At 52.9% G+C, this 20,504-nt stretch carries 19 protein-coding genes; 8 read left to right on the top strand and 11 right to left on the bottom strand.

Translation table 11 applies throughout. The annotated features are described in order from the left end of the window. Positions 1-65: 65 nt before the first annotated feature. The 6 genes from ACO0LG_RS04090 to ACO0LG_RS04065 all read right to left on the bottom strand — a co-directional run bounded on the left by ACO0LG_RS04090 (position 66) and on the right by ACO0LG_RS04065 (position 6,877). Positions 66-1,988 carry a M64 family metallopeptidase gene (locus ACO0LG_RS04090; protein ID WP_423023603.1) on the bottom strand — a complete coding sequence of 641 codons (1,923 nt, stop codon included), beginning with the start codon at positions 1,986-1,988 and terminating at the stop codon, positions 66-68. A 255-nt stretch (positions 1,989-2,243) separates the two neighbouring features. After that, complete coding sequence (locus tag ACO0LG_RS04085; protein WP_423023601.1) at positions 2,244-3,731, bottom strand: sulfite reductase subunit alpha; 1,488 nt, start codon at positions 3,729-3,731, stop codon at positions 2,244-2,246. 6 nt (positions 3,732-3,737) lie between these two features. Beyond that, positions 3,738-4,763 (bottom strand): FAD:protein FMN transferase, encoded by a 1,026-nt coding sequence (locus ACO0LG_RS04080; protein WP_423023599.1) that lies wholly within the window; start codon positions 4,761-4,763, stop codon positions 3,738-3,740. Between the two features lie 22 nt (positions 4,764-4,785). Continuing rightward, positions 4,786-5,595, bottom strand: coding sequence for a DUF4198 domain-containing protein (locus tag ACO0LG_RS04075; protein ID WP_423023597.1), 810 nt, complete (start codon positions 5,593-5,595; stop codon positions 4,786-4,788). A gap of 42 nt (positions 5,596-5,637) precedes the next feature. Further along, positions 5,638-6,156, bottom strand: a complete 519-nt coding sequence (locus tag ACO0LG_RS04070; RefSeq protein WP_423023595.1) for a DUF2271 domain-containing protein — start codon at positions 6,154-6,156, stop codon at positions 5,638-5,640. A gap of 64 nt (positions 6,157-6,220) precedes the next feature. Next, a complete protein-coding gene (locus tag ACO0LG_RS04065) occupies positions 6,221-6,877 on the bottom strand; it encodes a PepSY-associated TM helix domain-containing protein (protein WP_423023593.1) in 657 nt (218 codons plus the stop codon). 195 nt (positions 6,878-7,072) lie between these two features. Here ACO0LG_RS04065 and glmU point away from each other — a divergent pair, with 195 nt between their 5' ends. Beyond that, positions 7,073-8,431, top strand: coding sequence for a bifunctional UDP-N-acetylglucosamine diphosphorylase/glucosamine-1-phosphate N-acetyltransferase GlmU (gene glmU, locus ACO0LG_RS04060; protein ID WP_423023591.1), 1,359 nt, complete (start codon positions 7,073-7,075; stop codon positions 8,429-8,431). A gap of 72 nt (positions 8,432-8,503) precedes the next feature. Here the strand turns inward: glmU and ACO0LG_RS04055 are convergent, their stop codons facing one another. Beyond that, entirely contained in the window at positions 8,504-9,241 is a 738-nt protein-coding gene (locus ACO0LG_RS04055) for a hypothetical protein (protein WP_423023589.1), read from the bottom strand. Positions 9,242-9,584: 343 nt separating this feature from the next. Between ACO0LG_RS04055 and ACO0LG_RS04050 the strand changes: the two genes are divergently transcribed. Then, positions 9,585-10,634 (top strand): porin, encoded by a 1,050-nt coding sequence (locus ACO0LG_RS04050; RefSeq protein WP_423023587.1) that lies wholly within the window; start codon positions 9,585-9,587, stop codon positions 10,632-10,634. Positions 10,635-10,706: 72 nt separating this feature from the next. Here the strand turns inward: ACO0LG_RS04050 and ACO0LG_RS04045 are convergent, their stop codons facing one another. From ACO0LG_RS04045 to ACO0LG_RS04035, 3 genes are read right to left on the bottom strand one after another with little or no spacing between them, the layout of a single operon-like run. Next, positions 10,707-11,525 carry an SDR family oxidoreductase gene (locus tag ACO0LG_RS04045; RefSeq protein ID WP_423023585.1) on the bottom strand — a complete coding sequence of 273 codons (819 nt, stop codon included), beginning with the start codon at positions 11,523-11,525 and terminating at the stop codon, positions 10,707-10,709. Continuing rightward, entirely contained in the window at positions 11,522-12,277 is a 756-nt protein-coding gene (locus ACO0LG_RS04040; protein WP_423023583.1) for a class II aldolase/adducin family protein, read from the bottom strand. The genes ACO0LG_RS04045 and ACO0LG_RS04040 overlap by 4 nt, the downstream gene beginning before the upstream one ends. Before the next feature lie 40 nt (positions 12,278-12,317). After that, positions 12,318-12,908 carry an HD domain-containing protein gene (locus tag ACO0LG_RS04035; RefSeq protein ID WP_423023581.1) on the bottom strand — a complete coding sequence of 197 codons (591 nt, stop codon included), beginning with the start codon at positions 12,906-12,908 and terminating at the stop codon, positions 12,318-12,320. Between the two features lie 129 nt (positions 12,909-13,037). Here ACO0LG_RS04035 and ACO0LG_RS04030 point away from each other — a divergent pair, with 129 nt between their 5' ends. The 3 genes from ACO0LG_RS04030 to ACO0LG_RS04020 all read left to right on the top strand — a co-directional run bounded on the left by ACO0LG_RS04030 (position 13,038) and on the right by ACO0LG_RS04020 (position 15,494). Then, positions 13,038-13,706: a Crp/Fnr family transcriptional regulator gene (locus tag ACO0LG_RS04030; protein ID WP_423023579.1), complete on the top strand. Its 669-nt coding sequence runs from the start codon at positions 13,038-13,040 to the stop codon at positions 13,704-13,706. An 80-nt stretch (positions 13,707-13,786) separates the two neighbouring features. Then, complete coding sequence (locus ACO0LG_RS04025; protein WP_423023577.1) at positions 13,787-14,611, top strand: substrate-binding periplasmic protein; 825 nt, start codon at positions 13,787-13,789, stop codon at positions 14,609-14,611. Positions 14,612-14,669: 58 nt separating this feature from the next. After that, positions 14,670-15,494 carry a substrate-binding periplasmic protein gene (locus tag ACO0LG_RS04020; RefSeq protein ID WP_423023575.1) on the top strand — a complete coding sequence of 275 codons (825 nt, stop codon included), beginning with the start codon at positions 14,670-14,672 and terminating at the stop codon, positions 15,492-15,494. 16 nt (positions 15,495-15,510) lie between these two features. Here the strand turns inward: ACO0LG_RS04020 and ACO0LG_RS04015 are convergent, their stop codons facing one another. Then, positions 15,511-15,981, bottom strand: coding sequence for an Lrp/AsnC family transcriptional regulator (locus ACO0LG_RS04015; RefSeq protein ID WP_423023573.1), 471 nt, complete (start codon positions 15,979-15,981; stop codon positions 15,511-15,513). 155 nt (positions 15,982-16,136) lie between these two features. On the opposite strand from ACO0LG_RS04015, the gene glmS reads away from it, so the two are divergent. From glmS to ACO0LG_RS04000, 3 genes are all read left to right on the top strand, one after another. After that, positions 16,137-17,954 carry a glutamine--fructose-6-phosphate transaminase (isomerizing) gene (gene glmS / locus ACO0LG_RS04010; RefSeq protein ID WP_423023571.1) on the top strand — a complete coding sequence of 606 codons (1,818 nt, stop codon included), beginning with the start codon at positions 16,137-16,139 and terminating at the stop codon, positions 17,952-17,954. A 455-nt stretch (positions 17,955-18,409) separates the two neighbouring features. Continuing rightward, positions 18,410-19,741, top strand: a complete 1,332-nt coding sequence (locus tag ACO0LG_RS04005) for a sensor histidine kinase (RefSeq protein ID WP_423023569.1) — start codon at positions 18,410-18,412, stop codon at positions 19,739-19,741. Continuing rightward, on the top strand, positions 19,738-20,496 hold the full coding sequence (locus ACO0LG_RS04000; protein WP_423023567.1) for a LytR/AlgR family response regulator transcription factor: 759 nt from the start codon (positions 19,738-19,740) through the stop codon (positions 20,494-20,496). The genes ACO0LG_RS04005 and ACO0LG_RS04000 overlap by 4 nt, the downstream gene beginning before the upstream one ends. Positions 20,497-20,504: the final 8 nt, after the last annotated feature.

Here is a 20,504-nt window from a genome sequence, read left to right as displayed (position 1 = left end):
ACTCTGGGGTGGCTTTGTTATTGCGCTATAAGGTCAGATGTGTCTGGCCAAATGTAAGGTGTTGATCAGGCAAATTGTATCTGTCCGTCGTAAATACCTACGAGTGCAATCGCTACCGATGTATCAGTGGCCGTGACTGCAGAGGCAATCGCGATCCCATTGGTGATGGATGCCTCAGGCGTCAGGAAATTCAAGCCCCATTCCACGGCGAACTGGTTGGCTACCTTGATTTTATTATCGAGCAAATTGACGACCCAGCCCCAGGTCGCATCACCCGTGAAAGCGCGTGCCCCTGCCAGTACGGCACTCACCATGGAGCCACGGCTTTGTATGCCGGTATCGAGTTCATTGAGCCAGTATTTGAGGCCTGCTGCATCAGCACCATCGGTTCTGCCCATGGCATTCTTGTAAATGATATTGATGAAATCGGTATTGCTGAGGCTGGCGCTGTAACCAGTCTGTGCCGGGAATTGCGCAGCCGCCAGGAAGAAGGCATCACCTATCTGCTTGAAGCTCATGCCTGACTTGAATTGAGTGATCCAGTAATCCAGGCCATCCGCATCAGGCACACGGTTGAAATAGGCCACATATAATTCTTCCAGCGCCTTCAATTCCCCAGTCTTGATGGTATGCGCATTGTCATACACGGTAGTGTTCACGATGTAGTCGGTGAACTGTATCTTCTCTACATTGTGTGCAGCCCAGTACGCTGCATTCTGGTTACCCAGTAACACAGTATTATTGCCAATTTCATTGACGAAATAACTGCCACCGCCTGTGCCGAGTTTGGCGCTGATGACCAGCGTATCAATACCGGCACCGCCATCAATATAGTCATAACGCACAGACTCAGGCGCACTCAGGCCTATCGTATTATTGCTGCCATCAAACTGGAAAATAGTGTTGTTGCCATTCAGGCTGCTGGCGGCACCGCTGACATTGACGATAGTTTTGTCCAGCGTGGTGGTTTCAGTTTGCTGTGTGGTGTTGAGGTTTTTGCGTATGTAGCCGGTATTGTCTATGGTCGTCAGGCTGAGGCTGGCACCCGCCTTGTAGGCACCAGAGCCATAGGCATCAAAATAGACTTTACTTGTGGTATTGACAGTGTTACCGCCTATTTTCCAGGTATAGGCCAGCAAGCTGCTATCCGGCACCGACGGTTGATAAACGCCAGGTATGCTGGAATACAGATCAAGATAGTCACCGATGGCAGCATAATATTTCAGCGCAAAGGCTTCTTTTTCGGGCGCACTGAACGCCACGCCCAGGTGATTCATTTTTGAATCCTGAGTTGCGCGCCAGATACCCGAGCTACGGTAATAACCGCCCTGATAAGTGCCAACTACACCGAGATCACCATCCTGGTAGCCCAGCCATGCGGACCAGGGTATGCGGCTGAGCGAATCAGTGACATGGGGGCTGGCCAGGAAACCGGGATCGGTCAATGGGTAATTGCTAGATATGGATGTATCGACATATTCATCCTGCAGACCGGCAAAGCTGTGGCCAATTTCATGCAGCACCACTTCAGCAGATGACAAATTGCCGGCAGATGCCCAGGCGATGGAGCCGCCAGCACCACCGTACAAGGCGGTATTTACCAGCACCACCACCAGTTCATGCGCATTACTGGCGACGGCACTGTTGACGACAGTATCCACTTTGGAAAAGTCACCATACAGCAAACGGCCATCACTGCCATGCTGGGTCGCATCGAAATAAGTATTGACGCTGATATTCTGGTTTGGCTGGTCAGTGCCTGATTGTGCCGATGCGACAAAAATGGCGCTGGCATTGAACAGGTTTTTGTACGACGAGAATGGTGCATTCAGTTTGGCATTCGAATCACCCAGCATACTGTCGAGAAATTTTTGTGCGTCCGCCAAGAACTTGGCTCGCTCGGCTGAGGTATAACCTTCCGCAACAAAGACAATGTCAACGCGGTTCTTGCTGCTGCCAGTATTGAGTATGGTGGTGACGTCTGCCATGATGGGGGAGCCCTGTGATGAATACGGATTTCAGCAACACGATAGACCTATCGCCTAATATTGCCATGTCAAAAATAATCCCGTAAATATATTAGCAAAAACGGGCAAACGCTATCGTACAACAATGTGTATGAAAAAAGACATGTATTTCATGTAGGGATTTGCAACAAGTGTTGCAAAATTAAATTCTGACAGCTTGCAGCTCAGTTCGTGGCAGTGCAGGTTTGATGAAGAGCATCGGTATCTCTGTACATCCTAGTACACATCCCGCCTGTACAAACCGGACTCCGCCATGCTTTCCATTTTATCCAGCCCCAGCAGATTACTCAAGGTCTGGTGCACATCTTCTGCCATGCCTTGCAGGCTGCCACAGACAAGTATCGCTGCGCCTTGTTCCACCCACTGCAGGATGTCTGCCTGCTGCTCTTGTAGGGCATGTTGTACATAGCGCCGATCCGCCTGGTCGCGAGAAAAGCACAGATTCACTTTACTGAGCATGCCACTGGTTTGCCAGGCCACGATGTCATCGCGGTGGAAAAAATCATGCGCCTCATTTCTTTCGCCAAAAAACAACCAGTTGTGCACATGACCATTCGCTGCACGGGCCTTGATGTGCGCGCGCAGGCCAGCCAGGCCGGTGCCGTTACCAATCAGTATCAGCGGGCAATCATGTGGCGGCGTGTGGAAATTGCGGTTCTCACGTATTCGTAGTTTGATGGTCTGCCCAATTGCTACATGGGCAGTCAGCCAGCCAGAACCTATGCCCAGGCTGCCATCAGGGCGGCGCATTTGCCGCACCAGCAGTTCCAACTTGCCATCGGCAGGCAGGGATGAAATCGAATATTCGCGATGCGGCAGGGCTGGGCGCTCATCAGTGGTATTTTCATTCGCTGTCTGGAGTGGATAGTCAGGGCCAATTTCTGCGATATCACCGGCTTGCCAGATATGTTCACTGCTACCTGCGTCTTGCGCTGGGATACAGGCTATGCGGTAAGCGGGGCCGCCGAGGCTGCCAGGATTGAGCAATTCTCTCTCGGTTAATATCCATTCCTGATAAGCTGGTTTGCTCCAGTCCGCCATTTCTGTATGGCCGCTGAGCAGGCCCAGATAATGCTGCCAGTGTCGTAAAGCTGCTTCATCACCATTATCGATTTCTATCATGTCAAACAGGCTATGTGCGTGCTGGTGCTTGAGCCACAGATCTACCCTGTGGGCAAAAGCGCAGAACTGCTGATAATGCCTGTCACCCAGCGCCAGTACGGCGAAATGTAAATGCGATAAATCCATTTTCTGGCTCATGAGCAGACGTGTGAATGACGCTGCATTGTCAGGCGCATCACCTTCACCCGTAGTGCTGAGTATGAATAAGATGCGGCTGGTCTTGCTTAAAGTCTCAGCTTTGATGGCAGCCAGGCTGCTGAGGTCAACACTCATACCGGCATCCTGCAAATGCTGCGCAGTCTTGACGGCGATTTGTTCCGCAAAACCAGTCTGGCTCGCATAGACGATCATGATACTTTGTGCATTCGCCTGATTCAGTTCATCACTAAAGCCATGATGTTGCGTGGCCAGTTCGTCTTTGTGCCTGCGCACTGTTTGCAGGCAAAAACTCAGGTAGCTAATAGCGACCAGTGCAGTGCTATATTGTTTTTGTGCTGGCAAGGGAAGAAAAAAGCTGGCGACGCACAATAGCGTCAGAGCCAGGCTGATACGGTTCATCCAGCTAAAAGAGGGCAGGCGCATACGCGATCAATCCAGCATGGCACGCAGGGCCTTGCTCATTTTTTCTTCGAAACCAGCAGCGCTTCTTTGCAGGAACAAGGCAGCGATCTGATGTTGATCTGCATACGCCAATCCTGCTGCGCAACCCAGCACCGTCAGTGCGGTTGCCATGGCATCTGCCACCATGCATTCAGGGTGCAATACCGTGACTGAGGCAAGATCATTCCCTACCGGATAACCAGTGCGTGGATCAAGCGTATGCGCATAGCGTCGGCCATCCTGTTCAAAATACTGGCGGTAATCACCGGAAGTCGCAATCGATAAGCCGTGCAAGGCGACCAGATATTCCTTATCCAACTTTTCATGCGTGGTGTCGTGACTGCCATCAGCCGGGCTTTCTATCCTGACCCACCAAGGCGACTGGTCTTTTTTCATCCCCAGCCCACGCAACTCGCCACCCAGTTCTATCAGGTAACTGGTGATTTTATGTGCATCGAGATAGCGGGCAATCTGGTCAAGTGCGAAGCCCTTGGCAATGGATGATAAATCAAGCGCGATGCTGCTGGCGCCCGTCTGACGCAAGCGCTGGTTCACATGGTCAAGTTCCAGTGACTTCCAGTTGCCAGCTTGCAGGGCAGTGCGGATGTCAGTTTCCGTGGGTGCACTGTCGTGCTTGCCTGAGGGGCCAAAGCCCCACAGATCAACCAGCTTGCCTGCTGTTATATCGTAAGCGCCGGCAGTCTGTTGCGACAGGTACAAACTGTAGTCCACCAGCTTGAAAAATTCTGGCGGCAAGGATTGCCAGCTATGCACCGGTGTGTGGTTGAACTCGCATAAATGTGAGGTTGGGTCCCAGGTACTCATTTGCATGACGACCCTGTTCAGTTCTGCCTCTATCCCCGCCTGCAATTCTTGTGCGTCGTGATGCGGCAAGACAAGTAACTGCACTGTCCAGCCGGTGCCCATGCTTTTGCCACTGAGTGTCTGGCTGACGGCATGGGCAGGTGGAATTTGAGGTTCCGCCACATCCAGTGGTATAAAAACACGACGCATATTCACAAGGTATTGATCACTATTATTGCGGCAAGACTTCCAGTGTCACTACATAGCTGGCCACCCGGGATTTGGCCGGAGCTTTGACTTGTTTGTCATCCTTGATTTCTGCTTCCATCCAGTACAAACCAGGATTGGTCCAGGTAATACTGAACTTGCCATCGCTGTCAGTGACGAACGTTTTTTCATCGAGCTTTTGACGATAACGCAAGCCGCCGGCAATCAGGGTGACACTGACTTTGGCTGCGGGTTTACCATCCAGCGTCAGGCGGAACTGGGCAGTTTCGCCAGCGACCAGATCGTTAGGATGTGTGGCACCGCTCAACTCCAGGCCATTGCCAGTGATATCCATGGACTTGCCACCGGGTTTGCCGTTGGTGACAAAAGTTTCAACGCGGCCACTGCGTTGTGTGACTTGCAGTTCTTCAGCGTTAGCAGGTACTTCCTTGGCAAATGTTTCTGCCGTACCGCGCCAGCGTTTGACTTTACCTTCTTCTTTATAACTGGCGAACAGGCCTTCATTCAAAAGACCGATTTTATAGCTACCAGTCTGGCCGAGCTTGACATCAAAACTGCTGCGGAATTTGCCTGTGCTGGCATTTTCCGGTTTTAAGGATGTGCCATCCGGTGCAGTAATGAACAGGTTATCTAGCTTTAATGCATTGTGATCAAAAACAAAGACATCGGTAGCCGCCGCTGCATCAACGGTGACCCATGGCGTATTGCCAGCAACGATGGTTGAAGAGGGCACCAGAAATGCACGATGCGCCTGGGCGGTGAAAGCTGCGCACGCCAGAGCTGAAAAGAGGGCGATTTTTTTTAAATTTTTCATGACGGTCCTTGGGCCTTGTTTACGCGTTTATTAGCGTATCTATTATTTAATGGTGACAGCAATCGCGCCCAGTTCACTGGTGCCTTGTGCTTTCAGGTTTTGTTCACCTTTGGCTTGCCACTGGAATGGCACCTTGACCACTTCACGGCCACCACCCTCACGCGCAGCTTCTACGATGAGTTGGTAATCACCGGCGGGCAATTTGGCCAGTACACCTTTGTCGCTCGCAAAACTCAGGGTTTGCTCGCCCGTAGTACGGGTAGCACCGCTGACGCCTTCCACCGGCATCTGCAATTCACGGCCACTACGGCGCCACCACTGGCGCATATCCTTCAACCACTTTGTGCCTTCATTGTCGCGTTTTTTCAAGTCATACCAGACTGCCAGGTTGCCAGCAAATGTCTGGTCTGGTTTCTCCAGCCAGATTGCCACATAGGGTTTGTGATATTCAGCCACATTCAGGCGCGGCACTTCGACTTTCAAAGTCAGGTCAGCCGCAACAGCATTCAAGGCTGGGACACCCAGCAAACTGGTGATGGCAAACGGGAGCAATTTACGCATGGATATACAACCTTATTAAGAACAAAGAGTGAACGGTTTTAAAGAGTGAACGGTTTTAAAATAATTAGTGAATAAATATCAGGGCAAGTATCAGTGGCAGCACCAGGCCAAACACTACCACCGGCCAGGTGCTCGGGCGTTTGCCTGCATGCATCTTCAGCAGGAACAAGCCAGTCACACAAAAAATCAGGCAGACCACTGCAAACACGTCAATAAACCAGTTCCAGGCAGTGCCGGTATTGCGGCCTTTATGCAAGTCATTAAAGTAGGCAATCCAGCCGCGGCTGGTCAGCTCATATTCAATCTCGCCATTGTCCAGGGCTATGCGCAACCAGGCGTCACCACCTGGACGGGGCAAACCTACATACACTTCTTCTGGTGACCATTCCGGCACCTGTCCATTGAGCTTGATACCCAGGTCTTGCGCCAGCCAATCACTGACGTTGCCTGGTATCGGCGCATCATCGGTATTTTTCAATGCATTCAATTGCGACAACAAGGCAAATGGCAATTTGCCTTCTTTCTTGCTCACCACAGGGTGTGCTTCTATCTGTGCAGAGTGATTCAGGGTGATGCCAGTGGCAGCAAACAGGATCATGGCAATCAGGCAAAGTGCTGAACTGATCCAATGCCATTGATGTAAATGGCGCAACCAGAAAGCCCTGCTTTGGTGTTGCGATAAATTGTCTGAACCGGCTTGCATGAATTTATTCTTGTTCATTCTAAATGATAACTATTCTCAATTGTACATGGAGTTACACCCTAAAAGCAGTGGGAATTGTACATTTTTGTTTCCAGCACAGAGCGCAATAAGCAAATTGGCAAATCTTTGTTGAATCTTTGCCAAGCCTTTCATAAAGTCCTGCAAAGCTGCGCGTGATAAACTTTTAATGATTTCAACTTATATTTACCCATTATGAACGTCGTCATTCTTGCTGCAGGCATGGGCAAACGCATGCAGTCTTCTCTGCCCAAGGTGTTGCATACGCTGGCAGGCAAGCCTTTGCTGAGCCATGTGATCGCAACTGCTCGTGAGCTTCAGGCCAGCAATATTTGTGTTATCTATGGTCACGGTGGCGAACAGGTACCAACAACTGTCGCCGCCAAAGACTTGCGCTTTGCACTGCAAGAACCACAACTCGGTACCGGCCACGCCGTTGCCCAGGCTTTGCCGGTGCTCGATGTCAATCAGCCTAGCCTGGTCTTGTATGGCGACGTGCCCTTGACGACACCAGCCAGCCTGGCCCGCCTCATCACCGCGGCAGGCAAAGATAAGCTGGGCATATTGACGGTGGACATGGCTGACCCTACAGGTTTGGGCCGTATCGTCAGGGAGGAAGGCATCATCAAGCGCATCGTCGAACAAAAAGATGCCAGTGAGACTGAGCGCCAGATCACAGAAACCAACACGGGCATCATGTCCATACCAACTGCGCATCTGCAAAAATGGCTGAGCAATCTATCCAACAAGAATGCACAGGGTGAATATTATCTGACCGACATTGTCGCCCAGGCAGTTGCCGATGGCGTGGAGGTGGTCTCTGCTCAGCCCGATGCAGTCTGGGAAACCTTGGGTGTCAATAGCAAGGTGCAACTGGCTGAGCTGGAACGCACCCATCAAAAAAATATCGCCCTCAAATTGCTGGAGCAAGGCGTGGGCCTGTATGACCCGGCGCGCATTGATGTGCGCGGCAACCTGCAATGCGGGCGCGATGTCTCTATTGATGTGGGTTGCGTCTTTATCGGCGAAGTGCAACTGGAAGATGGCGTGACGATAGGCCCGAACTGTGTTATCAAGAATGCGCGCATTGCCGCAGGCAGTGTGATCAAGGCCTTTTGCCACATAGAAGATGCCATCGTCGGCGCCAAATCTCAGATAGGCCCCTATGCCAGATTGCGCCCCGGTACCGAGCTGGCAGAAGATGTGCACATCGGTAATTTTGTTGAAGTAAAAAATAGCCAGATCGCTGCACACAGCAAGGCCAACCACCTGGCGTATATTGGTGACGCTACCATAGGCAGCCGCGTCAATATTGGTGCCGGCACGATTACCTGCAATTATGATGGCGTGAACAAGTCACGTACCATCATCGAGGACGATGCTTTCATCGGCAGTGATACACAACTGGTGGCGCCAGTGCGGGTAGGCAAGGGCGCGACGCTGGGCGCGGGTACGACCCTGACGAAGGATGCACCAGCAGGCAAGCTGACCGTATCACGCGCAAAACAAATCACGATCGATGGCTGGCAGCGTCCAGTTAAAATCAAGAAGTAAATATTCATGGTGTAGCGGTCAGCCATGTCAGTCATATCGGCTGGCCGCCACACAGTAATACACATCAAAAAATCAGGATAATGTTTGCAATAACTGCGCAGCTTTCTGGGCTTGTGGCGCATTGTTCTTGACTATCTCGTTCAGATATTTTTTCGCTTCATCTGCACGGTTTTTCTCTTCTGCCAAAGTCGCCGCACGCATCCACACAGCGCCACGGAAGTTCACATCAATCTGGGCAAACTGCTGGGCATCAATGACATCTTTCAGCAATTGCTCACCCTTGTCATGACGGTTCATGATTTTTGGCATAGCCAGATAAGTGCTTGCTGCAACAAAGCGCACTTCCAGTGCAACCGGCACGCTGCCATGCATGGTCTGGCTATCATTGGACAATCGCAAAGCCTTTTCCACCATCGTCGTGCCATCTTCAAGTGCCGTTGCTTTTTCACCTTTGGCCAATTTATCCAGTGAGGACTTGGCAATTGCCGCACCAGCATAGGACCTCAGCAAAGGGTTGCCAGGTTCCTGTTGCAACATGTTGTTGAAAGTGCTGGCGGTCTGCTGGTTAGCTGTGCGGTTTGCATCAATCTCTGCTTGCTCCAATGAATTGATGTAATCCTGATTCAACCAGGCACTGACAGCATTGGCGACATATTGCTCCTGGCTGATGGTCGGTGCCGTCACCAATTGTTTAACTGCAGTCTTGAATTCAGTTTCAGAAAAAGCCATGGCATTACTGGCAGAAAGTGTAGCGATGCCTGTGGCAAGCAACAGGGTTTTGATGGTGGCGGTAGCAAAAATATTTTTCATGATGGACTCCATTAATATAAGTAAATGAGTAAATAATTTGTATGTTGTTGGGGGAAAGCAATGACAGATTAAGACCTGTCTGCGCAGGTCACTAGCTGTATGAGATCAGCGGCATGAATCTGGTGTGAAGCGCAAAGAAACTGGCGCGAAAGGAAAATTGGTCACCTGCAAATTTATAGTGCCATCATGTCAGGCAGAGAGGCAATTCTGCAACACCATGGTGAAGCTTGCCGCAGCAATCCTGGCGTAGAAAGGCAACTGAAAGCTTGAACTCCTTAGCATGTGACCTGACTACATGACACGCATGTTGTCTGCACAACAAAAAATCTACAGGAGAACACCGATGAAGAAGTTACTCGGCGCGGCCACGCTGGCTTGCATGGCAACCGCGGCGCATGCGCAAACCAGCGTCACAATCTACGGCCTCATTGATGCCAATATCACTTACAACAATAATGCAGATGCCAATAAAGGCAGTCAGTTCAAACTCAATAGTGGCGGCATGAATACCTCGCGTTTTGGTTTGCGCGGTAGTGAAGACCTGGGTGGTGGCCTGAAAGCCATCATGCAGCTCGAAGGCGGTATTCTGCTCGATACCGGTGCTTCTGATGGTGACATCTTTGGCCGTCAGGCCAATGTCGGCCTGCAAGGAGATTTTGGCCGCGTCGTTGCAGGCCGCTCTTACAGCACTACCTACGATTTCATTTTGCCATTTGACCCCATGGGTTATGCGCCGCAATATTCCTGGGCAACATCTGCCGGTGCCACTGGCAACCGCAAAGACGGCATGCTGACGACAATTTCCAATCTGGTTAAATACCAATATGACGGCAAGGGTTACAAGCTGGGTGCGACCTATGGCTTTGGTGAAGTGGCAGGCAATACATCAGGCAATGCCAAATACATTGTTGCGGCAAGTGCATTCGATGGCCCATGGGCGGCAGTCATTACGTACGAGCAAAACAACAGTGCACCGATAGCCAGTGGTTCTTATGATCAGGCCAAGGTACTGCATCTGGCAGGCTCTTACGAACTGGGTGACATCAAGCTGTTTGCTGGTTACCGCAATTTCAAAAAGACCCTGGCAACGGGTGCAGCAGACCAGCGCAGTGACACATTGTGGCTGGGTGCCAATTATTCAATTGCACCTGCATGGACTTTGACAGGTATCTACTACTACCAGGACATCAAGAATGTTGCGCCAGGCGCAGATGCTGACCCAGGTTTGCTGGTGCTGCGTGCCAGATATGCGTTGTCAAAACGTACTGACCTCTATGTCGCCACTGGCTATGCCAAGGCCAGCAATAACAAGCTGACGGGTGTGTCGCGTGATGATGCAGGGTTTGCGACGAACCAGGCATCGGCAACTGTTGGTATCCAACACCGCTTTTAATAACATGATGTTATAAAACCGAAAGCCCTGAATTGCCAAGCAGATCAGGGCTTTTTATCGTCGATGGACAATTCACTGCGGCCTGACTTCTTTCTTCAAAGCCGCCATCGCCATCTTCTCGACCAGGCCAGGTGCAATCAGTTTCAACCAGCGCCCCAGCTTGCCCTTGAAGCTCATGACCACTTCGCGGTCACCGCGTTCATAGCCACGTATGATCAGTGATGCACATTCTTCTATCGACATCGCATCATCTTCTTTCAAGCCACTCTTGCCTGCTGCTTCTCCAGCCGCGTTGTAGCCGTTATAGCGTATCTGGGTAGCCACCACGCCAGGATAAGCCAGCGTTACCTTGACGCCTGCTTCTTTCACTTCTGAACGCAGGCATTCAAAAAAACCGCCCATGGCAAACTTGCTCGCGCTATACGCGGTGCGGCCCGGTACACCGATCAGGCCTGCCAGGGAAGATACCGCGACAATAGTGCCGCGTGATTTTTTGAGATGTGGCAGGGCAGCATGGGTGCACCAGACACTGCCCCAAAAATTGATACGCATGAGTTCCTGGTACCAGCCTAGGTTATCTACCTCTTCCAGCAGCGCCTGGGCAGATTTACCCGCGTTATTGATGAGCACATCAATACTGCCAAATTGTTCTACCGCTGCATCTATCAGATGGCGGCAATTGGCTTCCATGCCGACATCGGTTTTTACCACAAGTGACACGGCACCAAAGCCCTTGCATTCGGCAGCGACTTTTTTGAGTGCATCTTCATTGCGCGCCGCCAGCACCAGTGCCAGGCTGGGGCCATATTTCCTGGCCAGTTGCCGCGCAATTTCTGCTCCTATTCCATCTGAACTGCCGGTAATGACAACGACCTTGTGTTTTGCCTTCATAGTTTGTAGCTTTCATCCGTTCGATCAAGTTTGCGTATCAGGGAAGGCCAGACAAAAGCACCACCCAAACCACCAGTCTGTACGCGCATGGCTTCTGCCACCCCTTTGACGATAAGGGGATTTACATGTACCAGTTCACCACCAGCCTGCGCCGCCAGTTGTATCTGGCAAGTCGCCTCAAAGGTGTACATGGACAGGAATGCATCGGCGATCGACTTGCCTGCTGTCAATAAGCCATGATTGCGCAACATCAGGAAGTTAGCCTGTCCCATGTCAGCTTGCAAGCGCGGTTTCTCATCTTCCCTGAAGGCAACGCCCTCATAATCATGATAAGCCAGCGATGCCAGCACAAAAGTTGACTGCTGCGACAGCGGCAGCACGCCACATTTTTGTGCACTGACGGCAACACCGGCCCGTGTATGCGTGTGCAAAACACATTGCACATCTTCCCGTGCAGCATGTACTGCACTATGAATGACAAAACCAGCCGGGTTCACCGGAAAGGGTGAATCAATCACCTTATTGCACTGCTGATCCACCTTCACCAAAGAGGAAGCCGTGATTTCATCAAACATCAAACCATAGGGGTTGATGAGAAAATGATGCTCAGGCCCGGGGATGCGTGCACTGATATGGGTGAACACCAGGTCGCTCCAGCCATACAATGCCACAAGGCGGTAACAGGCGGCCAGGTCGACACGCACTTGCCATTCTTCTGCGCTGACTTGATCTTTGACTGAGGGGATATGCATATTGTCTCCGGTGTTGTTTTTTTGTGAATCGGGTTGGTGATTATTGATCGTTGTTGCCGCTGACAGCAGCTTTATAGATCGTGTTTCGCGGCTGACTAAACAGCTTGGCCAGCATGGGTTCAAATTCCACCAGCGGGAAAGTCTCTGCATGCGCATCAAAAGACGGGTTGTCATACAGCGCGCAAAATTCTGCCGTGCGTTCAAAATGTGGATGACCGCGGAACTGCTCGCGCATATCCCTGTCCATGCCTATGTGATGGAAAAAATAATTGCCCTGGAAAATGCCATGGTGTTGCACCATCCACAGGTTTTCTTCACTGACAAAAGGTTTCAATATGGCTGCCGCAATATCCGGGTGATTGAATGAGCCCAGGGTGTCGCCTATGTCATGTAGCAAGGCACAACAGACATATTCATCATCACGGCCATCGCGCAAGGCGCGCGTGGCGGTTTGCAGCGAATGAGTGAACCTGTCGACCGGAAAGCCGCCGTAGTCCCCCTCCAGCAAACGCAGGTGTTGCAAGACCCTGTCCGGCAAAGCCTTGGCAAACTCCTTGAATTCGCCACCGATCAATTGCCATTCTTGCTGTGTACTGTCCTCCATGCGGACAAATTGCGCACGATGTTGCATTTGGATACTCCCTGAAGTTTTGCATTCACGTACCTTACTACGCGTGTTTCACCCCAAACTGTCAAATCTTTTACAATTGGCCGTATCTGATCACGCGGGGTATTCTTTATGGTGTCACAAGCAAATTTAATGGCGATCCTGCTGGCCGACCCCTGGTTCGCCAGCCTGCCTGTGGCTGACCGCAAGTCCATGTTAGCCGGATGTGAGCATTTGCGCTTGCGGCCTGGTGAAATGTTGTTTCGGCAAGGCGACGACCCCCATGGCTTTTATGCCCTGCTCAGCGGCAGCGTCAAGATGTCCACCCTTAGTGCAGAAGGCCGCGAAGCCATCCTTATTTTTCTGGAAGCGGCAACCTGGTTCGGTGAAATTTCTCTTATTGATGACCAGCCCCGCACCCACGATGCCACCGCACTGACCGAGGTGGAGCTGTTAGTGCTCGATCCGCAAGTTTTCCGCAGTCTCATGCAGCGCAACTCTTTTGCCACGGCGATCGCCCGTATGCTGGCGAGGCGCATACGATTGCTGTATGGCATAGTCGAAGATGCCAGCCTGCGCTCAGTACGCGCCAGGGTGGCGCGTCGCCTGCTGTTGCTGGCAGAAGTAGCCAGCCAGCAGGAAGACGGCCATGCCATCGTGCCTGTAACACAAGAAGCACTCGCCATGATGCTGGGCATGACACGCCAGACCCTGTCGAAAGAATTGAGTTTTTTCAAGCAACATGGTTTGATCAGGCTTGCTTATGGCAAGATAGAAATCCTGTCAGAAAGCAGGCTCGAAGCTTTATGTGACAAAGAGTGACTTTCTTGACTGCAATCTTGCTTGCCGTTAAGCATCATAATGATCTATCGTGTACAGGTTCATGTTCAAGGTGAATCTTGATGAATATGCTGATAAAGTGCCACACCATGCGTGTCGTTCTGATCTTATTCCTGAGCCATTTTTCCTGGCAGGTTCAGGCGGCTTGTTCGCGTGTCATCAATGCGCCTGTGGCGTCGCTGGGTTTTAGCGTGATCGTTAATGGCGACAGCATCAGCGGTATTTATCCCGATATTTTTCGTAACCTCTCTTCCAAAGAAACTTGTCAGTTTCATTTTTCAGCAGTCCCCCGTGCCCGCCTTGAACTGATGTTTGAAAACGGCCAGGCAGACCTTCTGTTCCCGGCCATACGTACCGCCAAACGCGATGAGCATGGTTTTTTCGTCCCTCTCATTTATACCCGTGCCATACTGATTTCTTTGCAGTCTGCCCGGCCCACTATCCATAGCCAGCAAGAACTGCTGGAGCAAAAAAACCTGAAGGTAGTGGTCGTGCGTGGCTATGACTATGGCGAAGCCTATCAGGCCATCCTCACTGAATTACAAAAACAGGGCAGGCTGATCATAGAGGCGGACACCGTCTCTGCCGCCCGCGTCTTGAAAGCCGGGGTCGCAGATATCTCCATCATGGCACCCTATATTTTTGCCGGAGCAGTGCAGGGCGATGCCAGGGTGGAAGACATGGCCGACAAGCTCAGGTTTGATGCCTTGCCAGAATTGAACTGGAGCGACAGCGGCATCTACCTCTCCAAAAAAAGTCTGAGCCAGGATGACCGCAACGCCCTGCAAGACATGATGGAACGTGCCGCCCGTTCCGGCATGGTCTGGAAAGGTTTTTTACGCTACTACAAACCAGACGTGTTAAAAGAAGGAAACCGCCCCCGCTAAGCGGCTTGGCAGCGTAGGTATTCAATGTTCAATATGGCTATAATCAAGAAAAATAGTGATGGGTTCCCAGATGCAGATTGCCGTATTACCTATGATATTGTTTGTTGCTCTGCTGGCATCCGCCCCGCAGATTTTTGCAGCCTGTTCACGCATCATCAATGTGCCAGTCGCTGTTACTGGCCGCAGTGTCATCATCAACGGTGAGCAAATCGATGGCATCTACCCTGACATCTTGCGCAGCCTGATGGAAAAAGACACCTGTAAATTTGCCCTGTCCGCCGTGCCCAGGGCCAGGATGGAATTGATGTTTGAAACCGGCAGGGCAGACTTGCTCATCCCCGCCAGCCGTACCCCCAAGCGCGACGAGCATGGCATTTTCGTGCCCATGATCTACAACCGCGCCACCCTCATTTCGATAGAAAGCAACCGCCCTGTCGTCACCTCAGTGCAAGACCTGCTCGATAAAAAAGACTTGAAGGTCGCCCTGGTGCGCGGTTTTGATTATGGTCCTGCCTATCAGGACCTGATCAAAGAGCTGACCAGGCAAAAGCGGCTGTACTTTGACACCGACCCGCTGTCAGTCGCACGCCTGCTCAAGGCCGGTATTGCCGATGTCACCATCATGGCCCCCTCCATCCTCGCAGGTGTCATCATGGATGATGCACGCGTACAAGACATGCTGGAGAAATTACGTTTCGAACCTATCCCCGAACTGCCTTGGGGTGACAGCGGTGCCTATATATCCAAAAAATCGCTGACTGCAGAAGATACAGCGGCACTCAAGGACATACTGGAGCAAGTCGCCAAATCCGGCATGGTATGGAAGGGCTTTCAGCGTTATTATCCGGCGAATGTACTAAAAGAAAGCATACGCCCTCGCTAACGGGCTTGCCCAAAATCTACAATGCAATAGCTGTCTCAAACTTGCTACGCAAGATAGAAAAAAAACTACGCACATTGCGCACATTGGCATGCGTAGCAAACAGCCTGTGGGCCAGCGCATGATAAGCCGCCATGTCTGCCACCTGTATCACCAGCACAAAATCAGGCCCCTGCGACACGCGGTAACATTGTTGCACCGCCCCTTCCCGCGCCACCAGTTGCTCAAATTCCACCAGCTTCTCAGTCGCCTGGTGATCCAGCGTGATTTCGACTATCGCAGTCAAGCCCGCCCCCAGCTTGCTGGCATCCAGCAACGCCACCTGTCGGCTGATGATGCCTTCTTCCGTCAGCCGTTTGACACGGCGCAGACAGGTGGGGGCAGACGCATGCACCCGCAAGGCCAGCTCATGATTGGTCAGCGAGGCATCTTTTTGCAATTGCTGCAAAATGCGTTTATCGAGTTCATCCAGCTCATTGACAGTCAACATATGATCGATAATTCCAAATTTTCTTATATATTGAAATAATAGTTCAAGTAAAGAATTGATGTTCTATAAATTTCAATAATAGATTAATTTTGAAAGAAAATATCAAGCCATCTGCTTTAGCATGAACACATATTCATTCTTTATCAGAGGTTACCATGTGCGGTATCGTCGGCGCAGTTGCTCAACGCAATATCACCCCCGTCTTGCTTGAAGGCCTGAAGCGGCTTGAATACCGCGGCTATGACTCATGCGGCATCGCCCTGCATATCGATGGCCACTTGCAGCGCTCACGCAGCACCTCCCGCGTGGCAGACCTGCAGGCACAGATCGACCAGTCCGGCCTCGCTGGCTTCACGGGTATCGCCCACACCCGCTGGGCCACGCATGGCGCACCGTCTTCATCAAATGCCCACCCGCATTTCTCGCGTGAACGCATCGCCCTCGTACACAACGGCATCATAGAAAACCATGAAGAACTGCGCGCAGAACTCACGCAAGCTGGCTATGTGTTTGAAAGCCAGACCGACACCGAAGTCATCGCCCACCTGATAGACCACCTCTATAGTGGTGATTTGTTCGAGACCGTGCAAATCGCCATCAAGCGTCTGACAGGCGCATTTGCGATTGCCGTCTTCTGCCGCGACGAACCTCACCGCGTCGTTGGTGCTCGCCAGGGTTCCCCGCTCATCGTCGGCGTAGGCCAGGGTGAAAACTTCCTCGCATCCGACGCCATGGCACTCGCAGGCACCACCGACCAGATCATCTATCTCGAAGAAGGTGATGTCGTCGATCTGCAACTGCAAAAAGTATGGATAGTCGACAGCGAAGGCAAATCAGTCCAGCGCGAAGTAAAAACCGTGCACGCTCACAGCGGCGCAGCAGAGCTGGGCCCTTACCGCCACTACATGCAAAAAGAAATCTTCGAGCAACCGCGTGCGATTGCCGACACGCTCGAAGGTGTCATCAGCATCATGCCCGAGCTGTTTGGCGATGGCGCCTACAAAGTCTTCAAGCAGATAGACTCTGTACTAATACTCGCCTGCGGCACCAGCTATTACGCTGGCCTGACGGCCAAATACTGGATAGAAGCGATAGCAAAAATCCCCGTCAATGTAGAAATCGCCAGCGAATACCGCTACCGCGAAAGCGTGCCCAACCCCAATTCACTGGTCGTCACCATATCGCAAAGTGGCGAGACCGCAGACACCCTGGCCGCATTGAAACATGCACGCAGCCTCGGCATGCTGCACACCCTCACAGTCTGCAATGTCGCCACCAGTGCCATGGTGCGCGAATGCGCCTTGTCATACATCACCCATGCGGGTGTAGAAGTCGGCGTCGCTTCCACCAAGGCTTTCACCACACAACTGGCAGCACTCTTCCTGCTGGCACTGTCCCTCGCGCAAAGCAAAGGCCGCCTCAGTGAGACTGATGAAGCAGAACACATACGCGCCCTGCGCCACCTGCCCGTCGCCATCAGCGCCGTGCTGGCACTGGAACCGCAAATCATTTCCTGGGCAGAAGAATTCGCCCGCAAAGAAAATGCACTCTTCCTCGGCCGCGGCCTGCATTATCCCATCGCACTTGAAGGCGCATTAAAACTCAAAGAGATTTCCTACATCCACGCCGAAGCCTACCCCGCAGGTGAACTCAAACACGGCCCCCTGGCCCTGGTCACCAAGGAAATGCCCGTCGTCACCGTCGCCCCCAACGACACCCTGATAGAAAAACTCAAATCCAACATGCAGGAAGTCCGCGCCCGCGGCGGCGAACTCTACGTCTTCGCCGACGCCGACTCCCGCATCACTTCCAGCGAAGGCGTACATGTGATACGCCTGCCAGAACACTACGGCCAGTTGTCACCAATACTGCACGTAGTGCCACTGCAATTGCTGGCTTATCACACAGCACTGGCGCGGGGGACTGACGTTGATAAACCACGTAACTTGGCCAAAAGTGTCACTGTTGAATAAAGCAAGTGTGAGTCGGTGACTAGTTGTTCTCGTAAATTAAAGTTCTAAACATTCCCTTAAAGTCGTAAACCGGATATTACTGCCAAATCAAAGGCGAGCAGTGCCAGAAAGTATCTGAAAAAAATACAGAAACAATAGAATTCCTGATGAATCGAAATTATTGCTGATGAGGTATGGATATTGAGGGAGGGCTATGCCATTTTTCAATTTAAACGGTCGAATTCTGCTGACACTACCTCAGAATGAAACGCTTTACAGCCTGTCGCGCCTCTCCAGTCAAATTTGAGCACACGCTTGTATCCTTCAAAATCGCCAGGCCCGGGCAGCGATTGGGTCGGCGGCATTCATCCTGCCAGCGCCGGTTTCCTTCCCGATTTGCGGGCATTTATCGCATGGGCGAAAACACGCGCACCCTAGCCGTTAGAATAGCGGGCAAGTTCTACACGAGGAATTTAATGAGTTCTCCCCCATTTCTGCCATTCAACGAGCCTCCCGTACCGGAAGTCGAGCACGACCGCAGCTTGGTGCGCCGCTACCTGCTGCAGTCGGCGCTGCGCTTCAACGCTGGTTCGCTGTTGTTCCTGTCGCTGGCGATCGCGTTGCTACCGCTCTGGCTGAACTTCGGTCCGGATGCGCCGGGCGAAGTAGAGCACCACAAGCTGACTCTGTACATTGTCGGTGGCGTTGCGCTGGCGGTGATGGCCTGGCTCGCGCTGATTTCGAGCGGGATCGCCCGCAGCTTTCTTGCCCGGCTGGGCGATGAGGGCCGGGCGCTGTGTGCGGAGGCGATGGCTTCCTCGGTGACGCGTCGCATCGATGCGCCGTTCAATACCTATACTACCTTTGACCTGTGCACCGAGTCCTTGTCGGGGCTGGCGCTCGGCACGGCACTCGGCTACTCTGGCCCGCCGGCGTTCATCCACGACCCTTTCAAGGGCCGGATCGTGCTGGGCCGCTGGCGTCCGTTGGCGCTGGGGCGCCATGTCGAGGTGAGGGTGTCGTCCGATTTGGGCCCCAGCTGCCGCATCGAGCTGCGCTGCCACCCGGGCCTGGCTTGGTTCGCGATCCAGCAGGGTGAGTCGCTGAGGACCGCCGAGATAGTGTCTGCGCAACTGCGCCAGCACCTCGCGCGCCATGCAAACGCACTGAACGCGGCTCGGCGTGAGCGCGAACTGGAACGCACCTCGCTGCAGGCGCGCCTGTCAGCCTTGCAGGCCCAAGTAGAGCCGCACTTCCTGTTCAATACCCTGGCAAATCTAAAGTACCTGATCCGCACCGACCAGCAGGCCGCGCAGGACATGCTCGACCACCTGGTCGGCTACCTGCAGAACGCGATGCCGGATATGCGCTCAGTGTCCTCGACCCTGGGACGAGAGATGGACCTGGTTAACGACTACCTGGCGGTGATGCGCATCCGCATGGGCGCGCGCCTGCGCTTCGCAGTCGAAGTGGCCGAGGAAATGCGCAGCCTGCCGTTCCCGCCGGCGATGCTGATCTCGCTGGTGGAAAACGCCGTCAAACACGGATTGGAGCGGGCCAGCCGACCGGGCCTGATCACCATCAGCGCAAGGCATGAGAGCGACGGGAAGGACGAGCTGCTGAGCGTGTCTGTGGTCGACGACGGCATCGGCTTGACCGAACAAGCCGGGCAAGGCACGGGGTTGGCGAATATCGCAGAGCGCTTGCTGCTGCTATACGGGCGCAAGGCCAGCCTTTTCGTGGAGCCGGGCGACGTACAAGGCGTACGCGCATTGTTGACCGTGCCTGTTGTTGGGAGCCACGTATGATGCTACGCGCCCTGATCGTCGAAGACGAGCCTCTGCTGCGGGCAGAGCTGATGGACCAGTTGCGTGTCTTGTGGCCCGAACTACAAATCGCCGGCCAAGTCGAAAACGGCATCGAAGCGGTGGCAAGCATCGATGCGCTGAAACCAGACATCGTCTTCCTGGACATACAGATGCCCGGCCTCAACGGCATGGAGGTGGCGCGCCATATTCCCGAGTCGTGCCAAGTCGTGTTCGTTACGGCGCATGCGGAGTATGCCTTAGCCGCTTTCGATGCCGGCGCGTCCGACTATCTGGTCAAGCCGTTGACGACCATACGCCTGCTGCAGACGATCCGCCGTCTGAAGTCGCGCACGACCGCAAGCCCGCCACCGACCGTCTGGAAACAGGTTTTTGAACAGGAGAGTGCACCGGTGTACCTCAAGTGGATTAAGGCTTCGAGCGGCAATTCGGTGCGGCTGGTGATGGTGAGCGAAGTGCTGTACTTCCAGTCGAACGAAAAGTACACGCGGGTGGTGACGATGGACGGCGATGCGCTGATTCGCTTGCCTCTCAAGTCCCTGCTTGAGCAACTGGACCCGCAGCTGTTCGCGCAAATCCACCGCAGCGCCATCGTCAATCTTCAGGCTATTGACCGGATCGAACGCAGTGAATACGGCGCGCGCGGCGGCGGCGGCGGGCTAGAGGTAATCCTGAAAGGCCGGACCGAGCGCTTGAGCGTTAGTGAGGCGTTTACCAAGCAGTTCCGCCAGATGTAGCAGGGTGG

Origin of the sequence: Undibacterium sp. Ji42W (assembly GCF_049340405.1) — a bacterium.
Lineage (GTDB): Bacteria > Pseudomonadota > Gammaproteobacteria > Burkholderiales > Burkholderiaceae_D > Undibacterium.
Note: the sequence above shows the minus strand (reverse complement) of the source record. Positions and strands in the feature narration are given on the sequence as shown.

Bases quoted from the DNA above. Each gene is read 5' to 3' on its own strand.
- ACO0LG_RS04090 (WP_423023603.1), bottom strand. From the start codon at position 1,988: ATGGCAGACGTCACCACCATACTCAATACTGGCAGCAGCAAGAACCGC.
- ACO0LG_RS04085 (WP_423023601.1), bottom strand. From the start codon at position 3,731: ATGCGCCTGCCCTCTTTTAGCTGGATGAACCGTATCAGCCTGGCTCTG.
- ACO0LG_RS04080 (WP_423023599.1), bottom strand. From the start codon at position 4,763: ATGCGTCGTGTTTTTATACCACTGGATGTGGCGGAACCTCAAATTCCA.
- ACO0LG_RS04075 (WP_423023597.1), bottom strand. From the start codon at position 5,595: ATGAAAAATTTAAAAAAAATCGCCCTCTTTTCAGCTCTGGCGTGCGCA.
- ACO0LG_RS04070 (WP_423023595.1), bottom strand. From the start codon at position 6,156: ATGCGTAAATTGCTCCCGTTTGCCATCACCAGTTTGCTGGGTGTCCCA.
- ACO0LG_RS04065 (WP_423023593.1), bottom strand. From the start codon at position 6,877: ATGAACAAGAATAAATTCATGCAAGCCGGTTCAGACAATTTATCGCAA.
- glmU (WP_423023591.1), top strand. From the start codon at position 7,073: ATGAACGTCGTCATTCTTGCTGCAGGCATGGGCAAACGCATGCAGTCT.
- ACO0LG_RS04055 (WP_423023589.1), bottom strand. From the start codon at position 9,241: ATGAAAAATATTTTTGCTACCGCCACCATCAAAACCCTGTTGCTTGCC.
- ACO0LG_RS04050 (WP_423023587.1), top strand. From the start codon at position 9,585: ATGAAGAAGTTACTCGGCGCGGCCACGCTGGCTTGCATGGCAACCGCG.
- ACO0LG_RS04045 (WP_423023585.1), bottom strand. From the start codon at position 11,525: ATGAAGGCAAAACACAAGGTCGTTGTCATTACCGGCAGTTCAGATGGA.
- ACO0LG_RS04040 (WP_423023583.1), bottom strand. From the start codon at position 12,277: ATGCATATCCCCTCAGTCAAAGATCAAGTCAGCGCAGAAGAATGGCAA.
- ACO0LG_RS04035 (WP_423023581.1), bottom strand. From the start codon at position 12,908: ATGCAACATCGTGCGCAATTTGTCCGCATGGAGGACAGTACACAGCAA.
- ACO0LG_RS04030 (WP_423023579.1), top strand. From the start codon at position 13,038: ATGGCGATCCTGCTGGCCGACCCCTGGTTCGCCAGCCTGCCTGTGGCT.
- ACO0LG_RS04025 (WP_423023577.1), top strand. From the start codon at position 13,787: ATGAATATGCTGATAAAGTGCCACACCATGCGTGTCGTTCTGATCTTA.
- ACO0LG_RS04020 (WP_423023575.1), top strand. From the start codon at position 14,670: ATGGGTTCCCAGATGCAGATTGCCGTATTACCTATGATATTGTTTGTT.
- ACO0LG_RS04015 (WP_423023573.1), bottom strand. From the start codon at position 15,981: ATGTTGACTGTCAATGAGCTGGATGAACTCGATAAACGCATTTTGCAG.
- glmS (WP_423023571.1), top strand. From the start codon at position 16,137: ATGTGCGGTATCGTCGGCGCAGTTGCTCAACGCAATATCACCCCCGTC.
- ACO0LG_RS04005 (WP_423023569.1), top strand. From the start codon at position 18,410: ATGAGTTCTCCCCCATTTCTGCCATTCAACGAGCCTCCCGTACCGGAA.
- ACO0LG_RS04000 (WP_423023567.1), top strand. From the start codon at position 19,738: ATGATGCTACGCGCCCTGATCGTCGAAGACGAGCCTCTGCTGCGGGCA.